We start from the raw sequence: 16,404 nt of genomic DNA on the forward strand, positions 1-16,404 counted from the left end.
GCAGGCTATGGGCTGGAGTGCTTGCAGTGCAAGCAATGAAATGCCCGCAATCGCCTGCGCAGAATATTTCTCGACTTAATTTAGCGTTAAGACTGCGAGCAGAAACTCACACCCAAGTTCTCAGATGAGGTTCCTTCCATGGAGCTGCCTTGGGTGTATCAAGATACTGCACTTGCACAGATCGGCCGTGAGCAACCGCTCAGTCTCTACCTGGCCAACAGCGAAAGCCCACGCCGGGCAGGCATTGAAGCCTTTATCGGCGAGCGTTTCGCGGCTCAGCATCAGGCGCGTATCCGCCACTTCATGCCCTGCCTATTGAGCCTGGAAGACAACAGCGGTCAACTGCTCGGGGCGGTGGGGTTGCGCAGCGCCGGCGGTGGCCCGCTGTTCCTTGAGCGCTATCTGCAGCAACCGGCAGAGCAGGTGATTGCCACCAAGAAAGTGGCCAATGCACCGCAACGCACGCAACTGGTGGAAGTCGGCAACCTGGCTGCGGGCAGCCCCGGCGCCGCGCGTCTGCTGATTGTGGCGCTGACCGACCTGCTGGTGGCGCTGGGTTACCGCTGGGTGACCTTCACCGGCACCCTGGCCCTGCTCAACAGTTTCCAACGCTTGGGGCTAACACCCGTAGCGCTGGGCCCAGCCAACCCTGACTGCCTGGGCGATGAACAGGCCGACTGGGGCACCTATTACGACAACCAGCCGCAAGTGATGGCCGGTGACATCTATGCCGGGCACCAGCGCCTGTTGCAGCTGGGCGCATACCCACGCCTGGCCCACCAAGCCTTTTATGCCCTGGAGGACATGCCCAATGTGGCCTGCCGCTAAACCGCTTTTCGAGCACCTGGCCGCACTCGGTGACGCCATCGCCTTGCGTGAAGGCAGCCGAAGCCTGAGTTATGCCCAGTTATTGGCCGAGATCGAAGTCCGCAGCCAACACCTGCAACAGCTCGGCGCCCGACGCATTGCCCTGGCTCTGGATAACGGCATTGACTGGGTACTCTGGGACTTGGCCACCCTGCATGCAGGGCTGGTCTGCGTGCCCGTACCGGGCTTTTTCTCCACCAATCAGCAGGTGCATGTACTCGACAGTGCCAGCATCGACTGCCTGATCGGCCCGGAAAATACGCTGTACAGCGCGCTGGGTTTCAGTGCGAGTGCAACAGCGAGCGCAGCAGCCAACGCAGCCGGTGTGCTGCAACGGCCGCGCGCGGTGGTCAGCGAATTACCCGTCGGCACCTGCAAGATCACTTACACCTCTGGCACCACCGGTCAGCCCAAAGGCGTGTGCCTGGATGTGGCGACACAACTTGCCGTGGCCCACAGCCTCGTACAGGCCAGTGCCAGCTGTCAGGTTGAGCGCCACCTCTGCGTACTGCCGCTGGCCACACTGCTGGAGAACATCGCCGGCATTTACGCCCCCCTGCTGGCCGGCGCGCAAATCGAGTTGATGCCTATGGCGCAAGTCGGCCTGCTGGGCGCCAGCCAATTTGACCTGCCGCGCTTTCTGACGGCCCTGGGTCAGGCGCAACCCAACAGCCTGATCCTGCTGCCGCAGCTGCTGCTGGCGCTGGTCAGCGCCGCCGAACGTGGCCTGCCCGTACCGGATTCACTGCGCTTTATTGCCGTCGGCGGCGGCCGCGTGTCCAGCCAACTGCTGCAACGTGCCGATGCCCTGGGCTTGCCGATCTTCGAGGGCTATGGCCTCTCGGAGTGTGCGTCGGTGGTCTGCCTGAACACCCCTGAGCAGCGCCGTATCGGCACCGTTGGCCAACCCTTGCCACACGTGCAGGTTCGTCTCGGCGCTGACCAGGAAGTGCAAGTCAAAGGCCCGCGCCTATTGGGTTATCTGGGCGAACCGGTAACCGATGAAGACTGGCTGGGCACCGGTGACCTCGGCCATTTCGAGGGGCAGTTTCTGGTGCTGCACGGGCGTAAGAAACACCAGTTCATCACCGCCTTTGGCCGCAACGTCAACCCAGAGTGGGTCGAGGCCGAGTTGGTGCAACAACTGCCCATTGCCCAAGCCTGGCTGCACGGCGAAGCCCTGCCCGGCAACGTCGCCGTACTGGTGCCGCGCTTCGAGACGACCAGCGACAGCCAACTGGCCGAAGCTGTGGCTGCCGCCAACCAATCACTGCCTGACTACGCCCGCGTGCACCACTGGCTGCGCGCCGCACACCCTTTCAGCAGCAGCAACGAGCTGGCCACTAGTAATGGCCGGCTGCGCCGTAATGCCCTGTTTACCCACTACCAGAGCGCCATCGAAGAGTTGATGGCCGACCAAACCTGCTATGGAGATGCTTGATGAGCTTCTATGAATCCCTGCTCGAACAAACCAGTGCTGAACGCAACTACCTGCTCAGCGCCCCGATCATTGCCCAGGCCATGGCCGGCACCGTCAGCCTGAACAGCTACATCGCCTTTCTCACCGAGGCCTACCACCACGTTAAACACACCGTACCCTTGCTGATGGCCTGCGGTTCGCGCCTGCCGGAGCGCCTGGAGTGGCTGCGCGAAGCCATTGCTGAGTACATCGACGAAGAAAAAGGCCACCAGGAATGGGTACTCAATGACATCGCCGCCTGCGGCGCGGACAAGGAAGCCGTACGTAACGGCCTGCCGCATATGTCGACCGAATTGATGGTCAGCTACGTCTACGACCGCATCGCCCGGCATAACCCGGTGAGTTTCTTCGGCATGGTCAATGTGCTGGAAGGCACCAGCATCGCCCTGGCCACACAAGTGGCCGGCGTGATTCAGGACAAACTGCAACTGCCGAACAAGGCCTTCAGCTACCTGAGTTCCCACGGCAGCCTCGACCTGGATCACATCGAATTCTTCAAAAAGCTGATGAACCAGTTAGACAACGATGATGACAAGGCGGCGGTGGTACACACCGCCAAAGTCGTCTATCGCCTGTATGGCGACATATTCCGCAGCCTGCCACTGAGCGCATAGGAGGCTTGATGAAACTCATCGAATGCCGCGCCGTGATTACCGGTGCCAGCGGCGGTATCGGCCAGGCGTTGGTCAGTGCCTTACTGGCCGAGGGGGCACAGTTACTGCTGGTCGGCCGTCAACCAGAGGCGTTGCAGGCGCTGGCACAGACGCAAAGCGGCAAGGTCCAAGTGGTACAGGCCGACATCCGCGAGCGCAGCGGCCGTGAAGCCGTGGTTGCTGCCGCGCAGCGCTTCGGCGGCATCAATACGCTAATCAACGCCGCCGGGGTCAATCACTTCGGCTTGCTCGAGCAGCATGATGAAACGGCCATCGCTGATCTGATCGGCCTTAATGTCACCGCCACGCTGCAACTGACCCACCGCCTGCTGCCCATGCTGCGCCAGCAAGGCCGCGCGCTGGTGGTCAATCTCGGTTCGACATTTGGCTCCATCGGTTACCCCGGTTTTAGCGCGTATTGCGCCAGCAAGTTCGCCCTGCGCGGCTTCTCCGAAGCCCTGCGCCGTGAACTGGCGGACACTCAGGTGAAGGTTCTCTACTTCGCCCCGCGTGCGACGCAAACCAGCATGAACGCCGCCAACGTGGTGGCCATGAATGACGAACTCAATGTCGCCATGGACGACCCGCACAGCGTGGCCCTGCAACTGCTGGCCGCCATCCGCCGCGAGGAAGAGGAACGCTACCTCGGCTGGCCGGAAAAACTCTTCGTACGCCTCAACAGCTTGCTACCCCGTGTGGTCGACCAGGCCCTGCGCAAGCAACTACCGATTATTCAGCGTTTTGCCCGCAGCAAACCCTAAGGAGCCTGTATGAACCCTATCCGTAACGCCGCCTGTGCCCTGCTCTGCTTCGCCAGCCTGCCCGCCTTCGCGTTAAGCGAACAAGGTCAGACGCAACTGCAAAGCCTGCAAGACCGCTGGGCCGAGATCAATTATCAGGTGCCTAAAGAGCAGCGCGAGAAAGCCTTTGCCAGCCTCAGCGAACAAGCGCAAAAAGCCGTTATCGCCGAGCCAGATGCCGCTGAGTTGCATATCTGGAACGGCATCATCCTCAGCACCTACGCGGGCGCCAAAGGTGGCCTGGGCGCACTCGGCTTGGTCAAGGAGGCCAAAGCCAGCCTGGAACAAGGCCTGGCCTTGGACCCCAAAGCGCTGTCCGGCTCGGCTTACACCAGCCTCGGCAGCCTGTATTACCAAGTGCCCGGCTGGCCAATCGGCTTTGGCGATGATGCAAAAGCCGAAGCCATGCTCAAGCAGGCTCTGGCCATCAACCCGGATGGCATCGACCCCAACTACTTCTATGCCGACTACCTGGCCCGCGCCAAGCGCTATGCCGAAGCCAAAGTGGCATTGGAAAAAGCCCTGCAAGCACCTGCACGCCCTAATCGCCTGTCCGCCGATGCCGGCCGCAAACAGGATATTCAGGCGCTGCTCAGCAAGGTCAACGCCGAGCTCAAGTAATACGCCGCTAAACCCCACCTGATCGGTCCCTTGTGGAGCCGATCAGGTGTTTAAAACAGCCTCGACTTCCTCGCCTAGGCTTTGCAAGGGTCTGTTAGTCTCAGCACGTACGTTTGAATCAAAAACAGGAAGTGGCTGCATGCGTATTCTGCTGGTCGAAGATGACAAAGCCCTTGGCGAAGGGATTCGCACCGCGCTCAAGCCCGAGGGTTACACCGTCGACTGGGTACAGGATGGCAGCAGTGCACTGCATGCCCTGACCAGTGAGAGCTTCGAGCTGGCCATCCTCGACCTTGGCCTGCCGCGCATGGACGGCCTGCAAGTACTCAAGCACTTACGTGCTGCCGCCAACCCGGTGCCGGTACTGGTACTGACCGCCCGCGACTCGACCAGCGACCGCATCGCCGGGCTGGATGCCGGGGCCGATGATTACCTGGTCAAACCCTTCGATGTCGCCGAACTCAAGGCCCGCATGCGCGCCTTGCTGCGGCGCAGTTTCAACCGCCCACAACCGGCACTGGAATACCGTGGCATCAGCCTTGACCCGGTCAGCCAGGCAGTCAGTTATCAGGGCCAGACGGTCAATCTGCCACGCAAGGAATTTCTCCTGCTGCACGAACTGCTCGCCCAGCCGGGACGGGTGATGACCCGCGACAAGCTGCAACAGGCCCTCTATGGCTGGGATGAAGAGCTGGAGAGCAACGCCCTGGAGGTGCATGTGCATCACCTGCGCAAGAAGTTCTTTCCCGAGCTGATCCGCACCGTGCGCGGCGTTGGCTACCTGGTGGATAAATAACATGCCGAAGTTGTTGCGCTCGATCCGCGCGCGGTTGCTGGTATTGCTGCTGACCTTGCTAAGCGTTTCCCTAGGGCTGATCAGCCACAAGATTTACAGCGATGCCAGCCATGAAGTGGAAGAGCTGTTCGACGCCCAACTGGCGCAGACCTCCCGTATGCTCATGGGCCTGGTGCGCCATGAGCTGTCCGCCGACTCGCGCCGCGACCTGCAGGCGGCGCTGGACGAAGCCCTGCTGCTGAAAAACAGCCCGCGCAACCTCAATGGCCTGCTCGGGCACAGCTACGAAAGCAAGCTGGCCTTCCAGATGCTCGACGACAATGGCGAGCTGGTGTTCCAGTCGGCCAGCGCACCCAAGGGCCTGCTGATGGAGATGATTGCCCAGCTCGGTCTCAACCTGCCGGCTGGCGAGCAGCCGCTGAGCGAACGCCTCAACCGCCTGGCCAAATACCTCAGCGGTTACCACACTCTGACCCTCGGCGAGCACCGCTGGCGGGTGTTTGTGCTGCACGACAACGTCGACCATCACTGGGTGCTGGTGGGCGAGCGCGAAGATGTACGCGGTGAACTGTCCGGCAAAATTGCCCGGCGCACCCTGCAACCGCTGCTGATCGGTCTGCCACTGCTGGCCCTGCTGCTCTGGTTGGCCGTGGGTTTTGGGCTGCGGCCGCTGCAGCGCATGGCCGAGTCGATCAAGGCACGCGCACCGGACAACCTCGCACCGCTGATTTTCGGCCCGTTGCCGCTGGAACTGGAGCCCATGGGCGCGGCGCTCAACCGCCTGCTGATGCAGGTCAACCAGCTGCTGGATCAGGAAAAACGCTTTATTGCCGACGCCGCCCACGAGCTGCGCACGCCGCTGGCGGTGCTGCGCATCCACGCGCAGAACGCGTTGGAAGCCCCCGACCCGCAGGACCGCAACGATGCCCTGCGCCAGCTCGGCAGCGGTGTCGAGCGCGCGACGCGGGTGGTGGCGCAGTTGCTGACCCTGGCACGTCTGGAGCCCAACGTGGCGCAACTGGCCATGCGCGAGCTGGACCTGCTCGGCTATCTGCGCAACGAGCTGGCGGAGCTGATCCCGCTGGCCCTGGCGCGCCATCAGGAACTCAACCTGGAGGCCATTGAGCCGGCCGATTATCAGCTACTGGCCGATGGCCCGAGCCTCGGCACCCTGTTGCAGAACCTGATCAGCAATGCTGTGCAATACACCCCTGACGGCGGGCGCATTCAGGTGCAGCTGGAGGCTCAGGCAGATGCCATCGTACTGCGCGTGCAGGACAGCGGCCCGGGTGTGGATGAGGCACAGCGGGAAAAACTCTTCGAGCGCTTTTACCGGCTCGGCGCGGGCCAGGGCGCCGGCCTTGGCCTGTCCATCGTGTTACGCGTAGTAGAGCTGCACCGCGCCAGCATCAGCCTAGGCGACTCGCCCCTCGGCGGCCTGGAAGTCGCGGTGCGCCTGCCACGCAACCGCTAACGGGTTGAGCTAACACCTCGGCGCTGCGCCCGCTCTTCGCGGCGGGCCTGCTGCTGCACGTCGGCCAGCACTTCCTGCACATAATCGATATGCCGATTGGACAGCGCGCGGGCGTCTTCGGCGCGGCCTTCGATAATCGCCTGGTAGAGCGTGCGGTGCTGCTCGATCAGCATGTCACGGGTTTCATCGCGCTGGGCATACATGCCGCCGATATTGGTCACCACGTTGCGTTTGAGCAGGTCGAACAGCCCGCGAATGGTGTGCAGCAGCACGGCGTTGTGGCTGGCCTCAGCAATTGCCAGATGGAAGTTGGCATCGGCGGCGCCCTCTTCGGCGCGAGTCACCTTGCCGCTGCGGCTGTAGCAATCCTGCAGCGTGGCAAAGGCGTCGCCCAGGCGCTGGCGATCCAGTTCAGTGGCGCGCTGCGCGGCATAGAAGGCGCAGGAGCCTTCCAGGGTGTGACGGAACTCCAGCAGGTCGCGCTGCGCTTCGGGATTGCTTTCCAACAGATGCAGCAGCGGGTCACTGAAGGTCGAGCCCAGGCTCTCGGCGACATAGTTACCGCCACCATGGCGGCTGACCAGCAGGCCCTTGGCCGCCAGTTTCTGGATCGCTTCACGCAGCGACGGCCGCGACACGCCGAACTGCTCGGCCAGCACCCGCTCCGCCGGTAGGCGCTCGCCGGCCTTGAGCGTGCCTTCGAGGATCATGGTCTCCAGTTGGCTGACGATATCGTCCGACAAACGGCGCTGCCGCACCGATCCCACTTCCATAACCCGCACTCCATTGGTTTGACCACCTGCCATGGGCCTTTGCAGCCCGCTGCCGGCAAGCCTATCGCCGCCTCAGCTGCCTAGCAAGGCGTAGCTTTACGACCAAAGTCGTAAGGCAGCCAATTGACAGGCTGGCGGCCGCACTTCTACCCTGACGACGCAATCTTGTAAATTGGTATTACCAATTATCCACACTAAAACAATTCCAAAAATCCAACGAGGTCTCTCTATGTCGGCTCAATTGCTTATCCCCGCCGCAACGCTGCATACCGATGCGCAACCGCATTCACCCATGCGCACCGCGCAGCGTTAAGGAGAGATCACCATGTCGACGGGTCTTCTTGCCCTACTGGCTTTTTCCCCCATCCTGCTGGCTGCCGTTCTGTTGATCGGCCTGCGCTGGCCGGCCAAGCACGCCATGCCGCTGGTTTATCTGCTTACCGTTGGCGTTGCGCTGTTTGCCTGGGACATGAGTTTCAACCGCGTGCTGGCCTCCACCGTACAAGGTCTGCTGATCACCCTCGGCCTGCTGTGGATCATCTTTGGCGCGATTCTGCTGCTCAACACCCTTAAGCATTCCGGCGGCATCACCGCGATTCGCGCCGGTTTTGCCACCATCAGCCCGGACCGGCGCATTCAGGCGATCATCATCGCCTGGCTGTTCGGCTGCTTTATCGAGGGCGCATCCGGCTTCGGTACGCCTGCGGCCATCGCCGCGCCGCTGCTGGTGGCTATCGGCTTCCCGGCCATGGCTGCGGTAATGCTCGGCATGCTGGTACAGAGCACGCCGGTGTCGTTCGGTGCGGTGGGTACGCCGATCATCGTTGGGGTCAATACCGGCCTGGACTCAGCCACCATTGGTGCACAGCTGGTTGAGCACGGTTCGTCCTGGGCGCAGTTTCTGCAGTTGATCACCAGTGAAGTGGCAATCATCCACGCCATTGTCGGCACCGTGATGCCGCTGATTATGGTGCTGATGCTGACGCGCTTCTTCGGCACCGAGAAAAGCTGGAAAGCCGGTTTTGCAGTGCTGCCATTCGCGATCTTCGCCGGCCTGGCGTTCACCATCCCTTACGCGTTGACCGGTGTATTCCTCGGCCCTGAATTTCCTTCTCTGGGCGGTGGTTTGATTGGCCTGGCGATTGTCACCAGCGCCGCGCGCATGGGCTTTCTGCTGCCAAAAACCACCTGGGATTTCGCCCCGGCGGACAAATGGCCAGCCGAGTGGCTGGGCACCGTAGAAATGAAGCTAGACCAACTCACCGCCAAGCCGATGAGCGCTCTACGCGCTTGGCTGCCTTACGTACTGGTTGGCGTGCTGCTGGTGATCAGCCGGGTATTCCCCGAGGTGAGTGCCGCGCTGAAGGCAGTGATGCTCAACTTCCCCGATCTGCTCGGCGAAACCGGTATCGGTGCCAACTTCCAGCCGCTGTACCTGCCGGGCGGGATTCTGGTCACCGTGGTGCTTGCCACCTTCTTCTTCCACGGCATGAAGCTGCGCGAATTGGGCAGCGCCGTGAAGGAGTCGTCGGGCGTACTGCTCAGCGCCGGCTTCGTGCTGCTGTTTACCGTGCCGATGGTGCGCATCCTGATCAACTCCGGGGTTAACGCCGCCGAGCTGTCGAGCATGCCGATCCTGATGGCACGCTGGGCGGCTGACAGCGTGGGCGGTATCTACCCGCTGCTGGCACCGAGCGTCGGCGCCCTGGGCGCGTTTATTGCCGGTTCCAACACCGTCAGCAACATGATGTTCAGCCAGTTCCAGTTCGGCGTGGCCAGCAGCCTGGGCATTTCCAGCGCGCTGATTGTGGCGGTGCAGGCGATTGGTGCGGCCGCCGGCAATATGGTGGCGATTCACAACGTCGTCGCGGCTTCGGCCACGGTTGGCCTGCTGGGCCGCGAAGGCAGCATCCTGCGCAAGACCGTCTGGCCTACCCTGTACTACGTGCTGTTTACCGGCCTGATCGCACTGTTTGCCGTGTATGTGCTGGGCATTAGCGACCCGCTGATGGCCAACTGACCGCCACTCCGGCGCGCCCTTCGGGGCGCGCATTGACCTTCTGCATCGAGTGAAGTCCATGATTATTTCCGCTTCCACCGACTACCGCGCCGCCGCCCAACGCCGGCTGCCGCCGTTTCTGTTCCACTACATCGATGGCGGCGCCTACGCTGAGCACACGCTCCAGCGCAACGTCGCCGATCTGGCGGATATCGCCCTGCGCCAGCGCGTGCTGCGCAACATGTCGGAACTGAGCCTGGAAACCCGCCTGTTCAATGAAACCCTGAGCATGCCGGTGGCCCTGGCCCCGGTCGGCCTGACCGGCATGTACGCCCGTCGCGGTGAAGTGCAGGCCGCCAAGGCCGCAGCCGCCAAGGGCATTCCCTTTACCCTGTCCACCGTGTCGGTGTGCCCGATTGAAGAGGTCGCACCGGCCATCGACCGGCCGATGTGGTTTCAGCTCTACGTGCTGAAAGATCGCGGCTTTATGAAAAACGCTCTGGAGCGGGCCAAGGCAGCCGGCGTCACCACCCTGGTGTTCACCGTCGATATGCCGGTGCCCGGCGCCCGTTACCGCGATGCCCACTCCGGCATGAGCGGCCCGAATGCGCCCGTGCGGCGCATGCTGCAAGCCATGACCCACCCGCGCTGGGCCTGGGATGTCGGCTTGCTGGGTAAGCCCCATGATCTGGGCAATATCTCCGCTTACCGGGGCAACCCCACCGGCCTGGCCGACTATATCGGCTGGCTGGGCAACAACTTCGACCCCTCCATCAGCTGGAAGGATCTGGAATGGATTCGTGAATTCTGGGACGGCCCGATGGTCATCAAGGGCATCCTCGACCCACAGGATGCCAAGGATGCGGTGAGCTTCGGTGCCGACGGCATCGTCGTGTCCAACCACGGTGGCCGCCAGCTTGATGGCGTCATGTCCAGCGCCCGCGCCCTGCCGGCGATTGCCGATGCGGTTAAAGGCGAGTTAGCGATTCTTGCCGACTCCGGCATTCGCACCGGCCTGGATGTGGTGCGCATGATCGCCTTGGGTGCGGACACGGTGATGCTCGGCCGCGCGTTTATCTACGCCCTGGCCGCTGACGGCGAGGCTGGCGTGAGCAACCTGCTGGACTTGATCGAGAAGGAAATGCGCGTGGCCATGGTGCTGACCGGGGCTAAATCGATCAGCGAGATCAATGCCGATTCTCTGGTGCGCGAACTGCACCACGCCGCGTCCTGACGCTGTACCTGACGCCGTACCGAACTATGGAGCCTGCATGAGCCTGCCTGCCGCTTTTCTCACCGCCGTCGAGCGCCTGATCCCTGCTGATCGTCGTTTCGACGACCCGCTGTCGACCCTGGCCTTCGGCACCGATGCCAGCTTCTACCGGCTGATTCCCAAGCTGGTGGTGCGCGTTGAAGCGGAACTAGAGGTGGTTGACCTGCTCAAGTTGGCCAGTGCGCATCAGGTGCCGGTGACCTTCCGCGCTGCCGGCACCAGCCTGTCTGGCCAAGCCATCAGCGATTCGGTGCTGATCGTACTGGGTGATAACTGGAACGGCCGGGAAATCCGTGGCCAGGGCAGCCAGATCCGCCTGCAACCGGGCGTGATCGGCGCCCAGGCAAATGCCGTGCTCGCGCCGTTTCAGCGCAAAATCGGCCCCGACCCCGCCTCGATCAACGCTTGCAAGATCGGCGGCATCGTCGCCAACAACGCCAGCGGCATGTGCTGCGGCACTGCGCAGAACAGCTACCACACCCTGGCCGGCATGCGCCTGGTGCTGGCCGACGGCACGGTGCTGGACACTGAAGACCCGCTCAGCGTCACGCGCTTCTTTTCCACCCATGCCGACCTGCTGATGCAACTGAACGAGTTGGGCCGCAGCACCCGCTCAAACACTGAGCTGGCCGCTAAGATTCGTCATAAATACCGGCTAAAAAATACCACCGGGCTATCGCTCAACGCCTTGGTGGATTTCGATCAGCCGCTGGATATCCTCAGCCACCTCCTGGTCGGCTCCGAGGGCACTCTCGGCTTTATCAGCGCAGTGACCTACAACACCGTGCCCGACCACCCGCACAAGGCCAGCGCCTTGCTGGTGTTTCCCGATGTCGAGAGCTGCTGCCGCGCCGTCACCCTGCTCAAGCAGCAGCCGGTGTCCGCCGTGGAACTGCTGGACCGCCGCAGCCTGCGCTCGGTGCAGGACAAGCCCGGCATGCCGGAGTGGGTCAAGGGTTTGTCCGACAGCGCCTGCGCCCTGCTGATCGAATCGCGCGCCGCCAGCCAGAGCCTGCTGCACGAGCAACTGCAATTGATCATGGCCTCTATCGCCGACTTCCCCCTGGATAAACAGGTGGATTTCAGCGAAGACCCGGCCGTCTACAACCTGCTGTGGAAAATCCGCAAGGACACCTTTCCTGCCGTCGGCGCGGTGCGCCAGACCGGTACCACAGTAATCATCGAAGACGTGACCTTCCCCGTCGAACAACTCGCCGAAGGCGTCAATCGCCTGCTTGAGCTGTTCGATAAACACAGTTATGACGAGGCAATCATTTTCGGTCACGCCCTGGAAGGCAACCTGCACTTCGTGTTTACCCAGGCCTTCGAGACGCCCGAGCAGATCGCCCGCTACTCGGCCTTTATGGACGACGTGGCGCAGCTGGTGGCGGTGGAGTTCGGCGGCTCGCTCAAGGCCGAACACGGCACCGGGCGCAATATGGCGCCCTTTGTCGAGCTGGAATGGGGCACAGACGCCTACCAGCTGATGTGGCAAATCAAGCGCCTGCTCGACCCCCAGGGCATTCTCAACCCCGACGTGATCCTCTCCGAGGATCGCGATATCCACCTAAAAAACCTCAAGCCGCTGCCGGCCGCCGACGAGATCGTCGACAAGTGCATCGAGTGCGGCTTCTGCGAGCCGGTATGCCCGTCCAAAGGGCTGACCCTGAGCCCGCGCCAGCGCATCGTGATCTGGCGCGATATTCAGGCGAAAAAACGCGCTGGCATCGACACCTTTGATCTGGAAGCGGCCTATCAGTACCAGGGCATCGACACCTGCGCCGCCACCGGCCTGTGCGCCCAGCGTTGCCCGGTGGGCATCAATACCGGCGACCTGGTGCGCCAGCTGCGCGGCCGCGACGCCAACAGCCAGCGCAGCGCCGACTGGCTGGCGAATAATTTCCGCCGCGCCATGCAGGGCGCGCGGGTGATGCTGCATGTGGCCAACGGCGCACGCATGCTGATGGGCGCCCCCCTGCTTAGCCGCACCTCGGCGGCGCTCAGCAAGGCCAGTCAGGGCCGCGTGCCGCAGTGGACGCCAGCGATGCCGCAACCGCTGCAACGCTTGCAACTACCCAAGGCCAATGACGATGCACGGCCACGGGTGGTCTACCTGGCCGCCTGCGTATCCCGCGCCATGGGCCCAGCGGCAAGCGATGCCGAGCAAATGTCGCTACTCGACAAGACCCGCGCGCTGCTGGAAAAAGGCGGCTTTCAGGTGGTGTTCCCGGCTGACTTGGACAACCTCTGTTGCGGCCAGCCGTTTGCCTGCAAGGGCTACAGCGAACAGGCCGAACGCAAGAAGCAGGAGCTGATTGATGCGCTGCTCAAGGCCAGCCGTGGCGGCCTCGACCCGATCTACTGCGACACCAGCCCTTGCACCCTGCGCCTGATTCAAGATGGCCTGGACACGCGCCTGAAGCTGCATGACCCGGTGAAGTTTATCCGTGAGCAGTTGCTCGACCATTTGCACATCACTCCGCAGGACAAACCGATCGCCGTACATGTCACCTGCAGCACGCAACACCTGGGCGAAGCACAGGGTTTGATCGATATCGTGCGTCGCTGCACCTCAGAGGTGGTTATTCCCGAAGGCATTCACTGCTGCGGCTTTGCCGGCGACAAGGGCTTTACCACCCCCGAGCTGAACGGCCACGCCCTGCGCAGCCTGAAGTCCGCCGTGCAGTATTGCGAGGAAGGCATCAGCACCAGCCGCACCTGCGAAATAGGCCTGAGCCAGCATGGCGGCATCGATTATCACGGGCTGGTCTATCTGCTGGACCGAGTCAGCAGCGCCAAAGACGCCAGTTAGCGCGTCATGACGCTCACAGAATCGAGAGTAAAAATAGGCTGCAGCCAGAGCCAGCTACAGGCGCAACTATCTAGCCGTCAGCCCATGCATTTCACACAGGCCAATGGCTAACAAGATGGATGCAGACCTGCTGTTCAAAAAGAGAGCGGCCAGCCATCTGGCTTCAGCGCAACAGCCAGCGAGACAGGGCACGTGTGGTCCAAGGCATCAACCAATAGACCATGCCCAGAGACACCAAGCCGGCAACCATGACCTTGAACAACCAAGCCGGCAGGCTGAGCTCAGTACGTTCAAGAACAGCTGACATTATCCAGGGTATAAGGACGGTTAAGGGCAACACAACGACCCAAGACAGTAGCCATTGCTTCCAGCGAGCAACCGTGACGCGCCCCTGCAACGGCTCAAACCAGAATTTTGAATCATCGTCGGCGCGGTAATAGTCCTGTCGCAACCATGGTAACGACTCACGCAGCAGGCCTTGGCGCACCTCAGACTTCAACCAGGCCAGGACGTGCTCCTTGCTGACGAAACGCAGAATGATCGCGTAGCGCAGTTGCTGCCCTACCGGTTTAACAATATCCGTGGCCAAGTAGCCGGGGAAATTTTGATGGGCCTCAATAGCCTTGCTCATCCATTGCTCATAAAGCGCCTGATGCCGCGGGTTAACCTCATGAACAATCACACTGACACCCGTTTCATTGCTCATGGTTGTTGCCTGCGGTGGACTGCGCGCTGGTAGATTCGCGCGCGTGCTTGAATCATCGGGTCGTGGCTTGCCGAGATACCGTCGGGCAATCGCCCTGGGTTGAAATCAAGGCGTTGCTGGGCGGGTTGTTGCTCTGCAATTGGCACCACAGCGTCGAGAGTGAGAATGCCCAGCTCCACCTCTTGATGGCTGCGTGACCAGGGAATCGAGCCATCGTCTACGGCATCTCCAGGCGCGGCCAACTGTACGACCAGGCGCAACTTCACTGGCCCTCTGGCAAGGCGTGTGCCGATTTCGTCCTGCAAATAATCTGCAGGCATTGCTGCGGCTTGCTGCTCAGCTAGTACGGCCTCTGCCACTGGCGGCTCAATGCGATAACGGCCGATACGCTGCTCGCCCTTCGCATTGCTGAACACCAGAGAATTGACACCAAAGTACTCCACAGCGGCATAGCTGTTGGGTGCCTGCTTGGGTGCTTCAAGAAAATGCTGTGCCCTTGGGTGTGTGGCCAGAAATGCTTGCAGCGGCAGAGGATCAGGCGGTGTAGCGACATTCGCGGCAATGCCTTGCAAAAAGCTGAGAAAGTCTTCGGGCGTGGCAACCGGAAAGCCATCGAAGGAGTGCGTCACAATATCCGTGAACTCGCCGCTCGGTAGCGAGAAACGCACAGCCAAACCATGCGGGCTGGCCATCGGGTCAGCGTCTGCGGTACCTGGTAAACCACTGAAGTTGGAGAACCGCAGTTGAACCGGAACTGCTTGTCCATGGAAATGGGGCGCTCGACTTAACGCCGCCGCCTCTTGCGTGGCAGTAAACATTCCACGCAACAACACGCCCTTAGCATGCGTAATGCGAAAGCCAGGATGATTGCCAAAGGTTGCATAGAGTGCATCAAGCAATGCGTCATAAAGACTGTCTTGCTGTTGGGTCAGGTTGTTCATAGTAGAAAAATTATCTTCGTTTGCGGCGATGGCAAAGGGCGCTACCAGCGCCCCTGCCAATGCTGCGCCGGTCAAAAATAGAGGTAGTCGCATTGGGTTCAACTCAGGCTTGCCAGGGTCGGATAGTCGGTATACCCGCGGGCATCACCGCCGTAGAAGGTATTGCCATCCGGCTGCGCCAGCTCAGCGTTACAAACAAAACGCTGCGGCAGATCCGGGTTGGCAATAAAGGGTTTGCCGAACGCGACGGCATCGGCCAAGCCCTGCACGAGGATGTCCTGAGCGCTTGTTTGCTGATAGCCGCCACAAACAAAGATCGCACCACTGAATAGCTCGCGCAGTTGGGCACGAAAGCCCACGGGATACTGCACGCCAGGCCACTCAGACAAATGCAGATAGGCAATGCGCCGCGTACTGAGGGCCGCGGCCAAGTACAACGTAATCTCTTGGGCTTCGACGCTGAAGTCCATATCGTTGACGCTTGGCGGACACCACGGCGAGAGACGAATACCCACGCGCTCTGCACCAACGGCTGCCGCAACGGCATCGACCACTTCCAGGACAAATCGGGCTCGGTTTTCCAGTGAACCGCCGTAGCGGTCAGTGCGTTGATTGGTCGTTACCGAGAGAAACTGCTCAAGCAAGAAACCGTTCGCCCCCTGTAGCTCAACCAAATCAAAACCGGCCTCACGAGCCCACAGTGCGGCCTGGACAAACTCCTGCATTACAGCGGCAATGCCCTCTTCACTCAACGCCTGCGGCGTATCGCAATCGACCATGGCGGGTAAGCCTTGCGCATCAAACGCGAAGGTTTTGGCCTTTGCACGGATGGCTGAAGGGGCCACGGGTAACTGGCCCTGGGGCAATACCGAGTGATGCGAAATACGCCCGACATGCCACAACTGAGCAGCGATCAGACCGCCGTTGCCATGCACCTCATCGACCACCTGCTTCCAGCCCAGTTGTTGAGCTTCGGTATAAATGCCCGGGGTATAGGCATAGCCCTTGGCTGCAGGCGAAATAGGCATCCCTTCGCTGATCAGCAGTCCGGCACTGGCACGTTGTCCGTAGTAGTGGGCGTTCAGCGCAGTGGGAACATCACCGGGCTGAGCGGAACGTGAGCGGGTCATAGGGGCCATCAGCACGCGGTTAGCCAAGGTCAGAGGGCCAACATTCAAAGGGTCCAGCAAGGTTTTCGTACGATTCATA

14 protein-coding genes are annotated in these 16,404 nt (G+C 61.5%); 10 read left to right on the top strand and 4 right to left on the bottom strand.

What is annotated here, in order from left to right; genetic code table 11:
* Nucleotides 1-138 precede the first annotated feature (138 nt).
* From Q8M42_RS17825 to Q8M42_RS17855, 7 genes are all read left to right on the top strand, one after another.
* Nucleotides 139-828 (top strand): thermostable hemolysin, encoded by a 690-nt coding sequence (locus Q8M42_RS17825; protein ID WP_304871040.1) that lies wholly within the window; start codon nucleotides 139-141, stop codon nucleotides 826-828.
* Nucleotides 812-2,308, top strand: coding sequence for an AMP-binding protein (locus Q8M42_RS17830; RefSeq protein WP_304871042.1), 1,497 nt, complete (start codon nucleotides 812-814; stop codon nucleotides 2,306-2,308). Before Q8M42_RS17825 ends, Q8M42_RS17830 begins: the two co-directional genes overlap by 17 nt.
* A complete protein-coding gene (locus Q8M42_RS17835) occupies nucleotides 2,308-2,961 on the top strand; it encodes a TenA family transcriptional regulator (RefSeq protein ID WP_304871044.1) in 654 nt (217 codons plus the stop codon). The genes Q8M42_RS17830 and Q8M42_RS17835 overlap by 1 nt, the downstream gene beginning before the upstream one ends.
* Nucleotides 2,962-2,969: 8 nt before the next feature.
* Nucleotides 2,970-3,761 (top strand): SDR family oxidoreductase, encoded by a 792-nt coding sequence (locus tag Q8M42_RS17840; protein WP_304871046.1) that lies wholly within the window; start codon nucleotides 2,970-2,972, stop codon nucleotides 3,759-3,761.
* 9 nt (nucleotides 3,762-3,770) lie between these two features.
* Complete coding sequence (locus Q8M42_RS17845; RefSeq protein ID WP_304871048.1) at nucleotides 3,771-4,421, top strand: hypothetical protein; 651 nt, start codon at nucleotides 3,771-3,773, stop codon at nucleotides 4,419-4,421.
* A 139-nt stretch (nucleotides 4,422-4,560) separates the two neighbouring features.
* Nucleotides 4,561-5,217: a response regulator transcription factor gene (locus Q8M42_RS17850; RefSeq protein WP_304871050.1), complete on the top strand. Its 657-nt coding sequence runs from the start codon at nucleotides 4,561-4,563 to the stop codon at nucleotides 5,215-5,217.
* A gap of 1 nt (nucleotide 5,218) precedes the next feature.
* Nucleotides 5,219-6,691: an ATP-binding protein gene (locus Q8M42_RS17855; RefSeq protein ID WP_304871052.1), complete on the top strand. Its 1,473-nt coding sequence runs from the start codon at nucleotides 5,219-5,221 to the stop codon at nucleotides 6,689-6,691.
* Here the strand turns inward: Q8M42_RS17855 and Q8M42_RS17860 are convergent.
* Nucleotides 6,688-7,464, bottom strand: coding sequence for an FCD domain-containing protein (locus Q8M42_RS17860; protein ID WP_304871054.1), 777 nt, complete (start codon nucleotides 7,462-7,464; stop codon nucleotides 6,688-6,690). The genes Q8M42_RS17855 and Q8M42_RS17860 overlap by 4 nt on opposite strands.
* A gap of 325 nt (nucleotides 7,465-7,789) precedes the next feature.
* On the opposite strand from Q8M42_RS17860, the gene Q8M42_RS17865 reads away from it, so the two are divergent.
* From Q8M42_RS17865 to Q8M42_RS17875, 3 genes are read left to right on the top strand one after another with little or no spacing between them, the layout of a single operon-like run.
* Nucleotides 7,790-9,484, top strand: coding sequence for an L-lactate permease (locus Q8M42_RS17865; RefSeq protein WP_304871056.1), 1,695 nt, complete (start codon nucleotides 7,790-7,792; stop codon nucleotides 9,482-9,484).
* A 58-nt stretch (nucleotides 9,485-9,542) separates the two neighbouring features.
* Nucleotides 9,543-10,697, top strand: a complete 1,155-nt coding sequence (gene lldD / locus Q8M42_RS17870) for an FMN-dependent L-lactate dehydrogenase LldD (RefSeq protein ID WP_304871058.1) — start codon at nucleotides 9,543-9,545, stop codon at nucleotides 10,695-10,697.
* A 37-nt stretch (nucleotides 10,698-10,734) separates the two neighbouring features.
* Nucleotides 10,735-13,548: an FAD-binding and (Fe-S)-binding domain-containing protein gene (locus Q8M42_RS17875; protein WP_304871060.1), complete on the top strand. Its 2,814-nt coding sequence runs from the start codon at nucleotides 10,735-10,737 to the stop codon at nucleotides 13,546-13,548.
* Between the two features lie 163 nt (nucleotides 13,549-13,711).
* On the opposite strand, the gene Q8M42_RS17880 is transcribed toward Q8M42_RS17875, so the two are convergent.
* The 3 genes from Q8M42_RS17880 to Q8M42_RS17890 are packed head-to-tail and all read right to left on the bottom strand — an operon-like array spanning nucleotide 13,712 to nucleotide 16,403.
* Nucleotides 13,712-14,254 carry an antibiotic biosynthesis monooxygenase gene (locus Q8M42_RS17880; RefSeq protein ID WP_304871062.1) on the bottom strand — a complete coding sequence of 181 codons (543 nt, stop codon included), beginning with the start codon at nucleotides 14,252-14,254 and terminating at the stop codon, nucleotides 13,712-13,714.
* Nucleotides 14,251-15,288, bottom strand: a complete 1,038-nt coding sequence (locus Q8M42_RS17885; RefSeq protein ID WP_304871064.1) for a catalase family peroxidase — start codon at nucleotides 15,286-15,288, stop codon at nucleotides 14,251-14,253. The genes Q8M42_RS17880 and Q8M42_RS17885 overlap by 4 nt, the downstream gene beginning before the upstream one ends.
* Before the next feature lie 5 nt (nucleotides 15,289-15,293).
* Entirely contained in the window at nucleotides 15,294-16,403 is a 1,110-nt protein-coding gene (locus tag Q8M42_RS17890) for an alkene reductase (protein ID WP_304871066.1), read from the bottom strand.
* Nucleotide 16,404 lies beyond the last annotated feature (1 nt).

The organism is Pseudomonas sp. (assembly GCF_030684895.1).
Taxonomy (GTDB): domain Bacteria; phylum Pseudomonadota; class Gammaproteobacteria; order Pseudomonadales; family Pseudomonadaceae; genus Aquipseudomonas.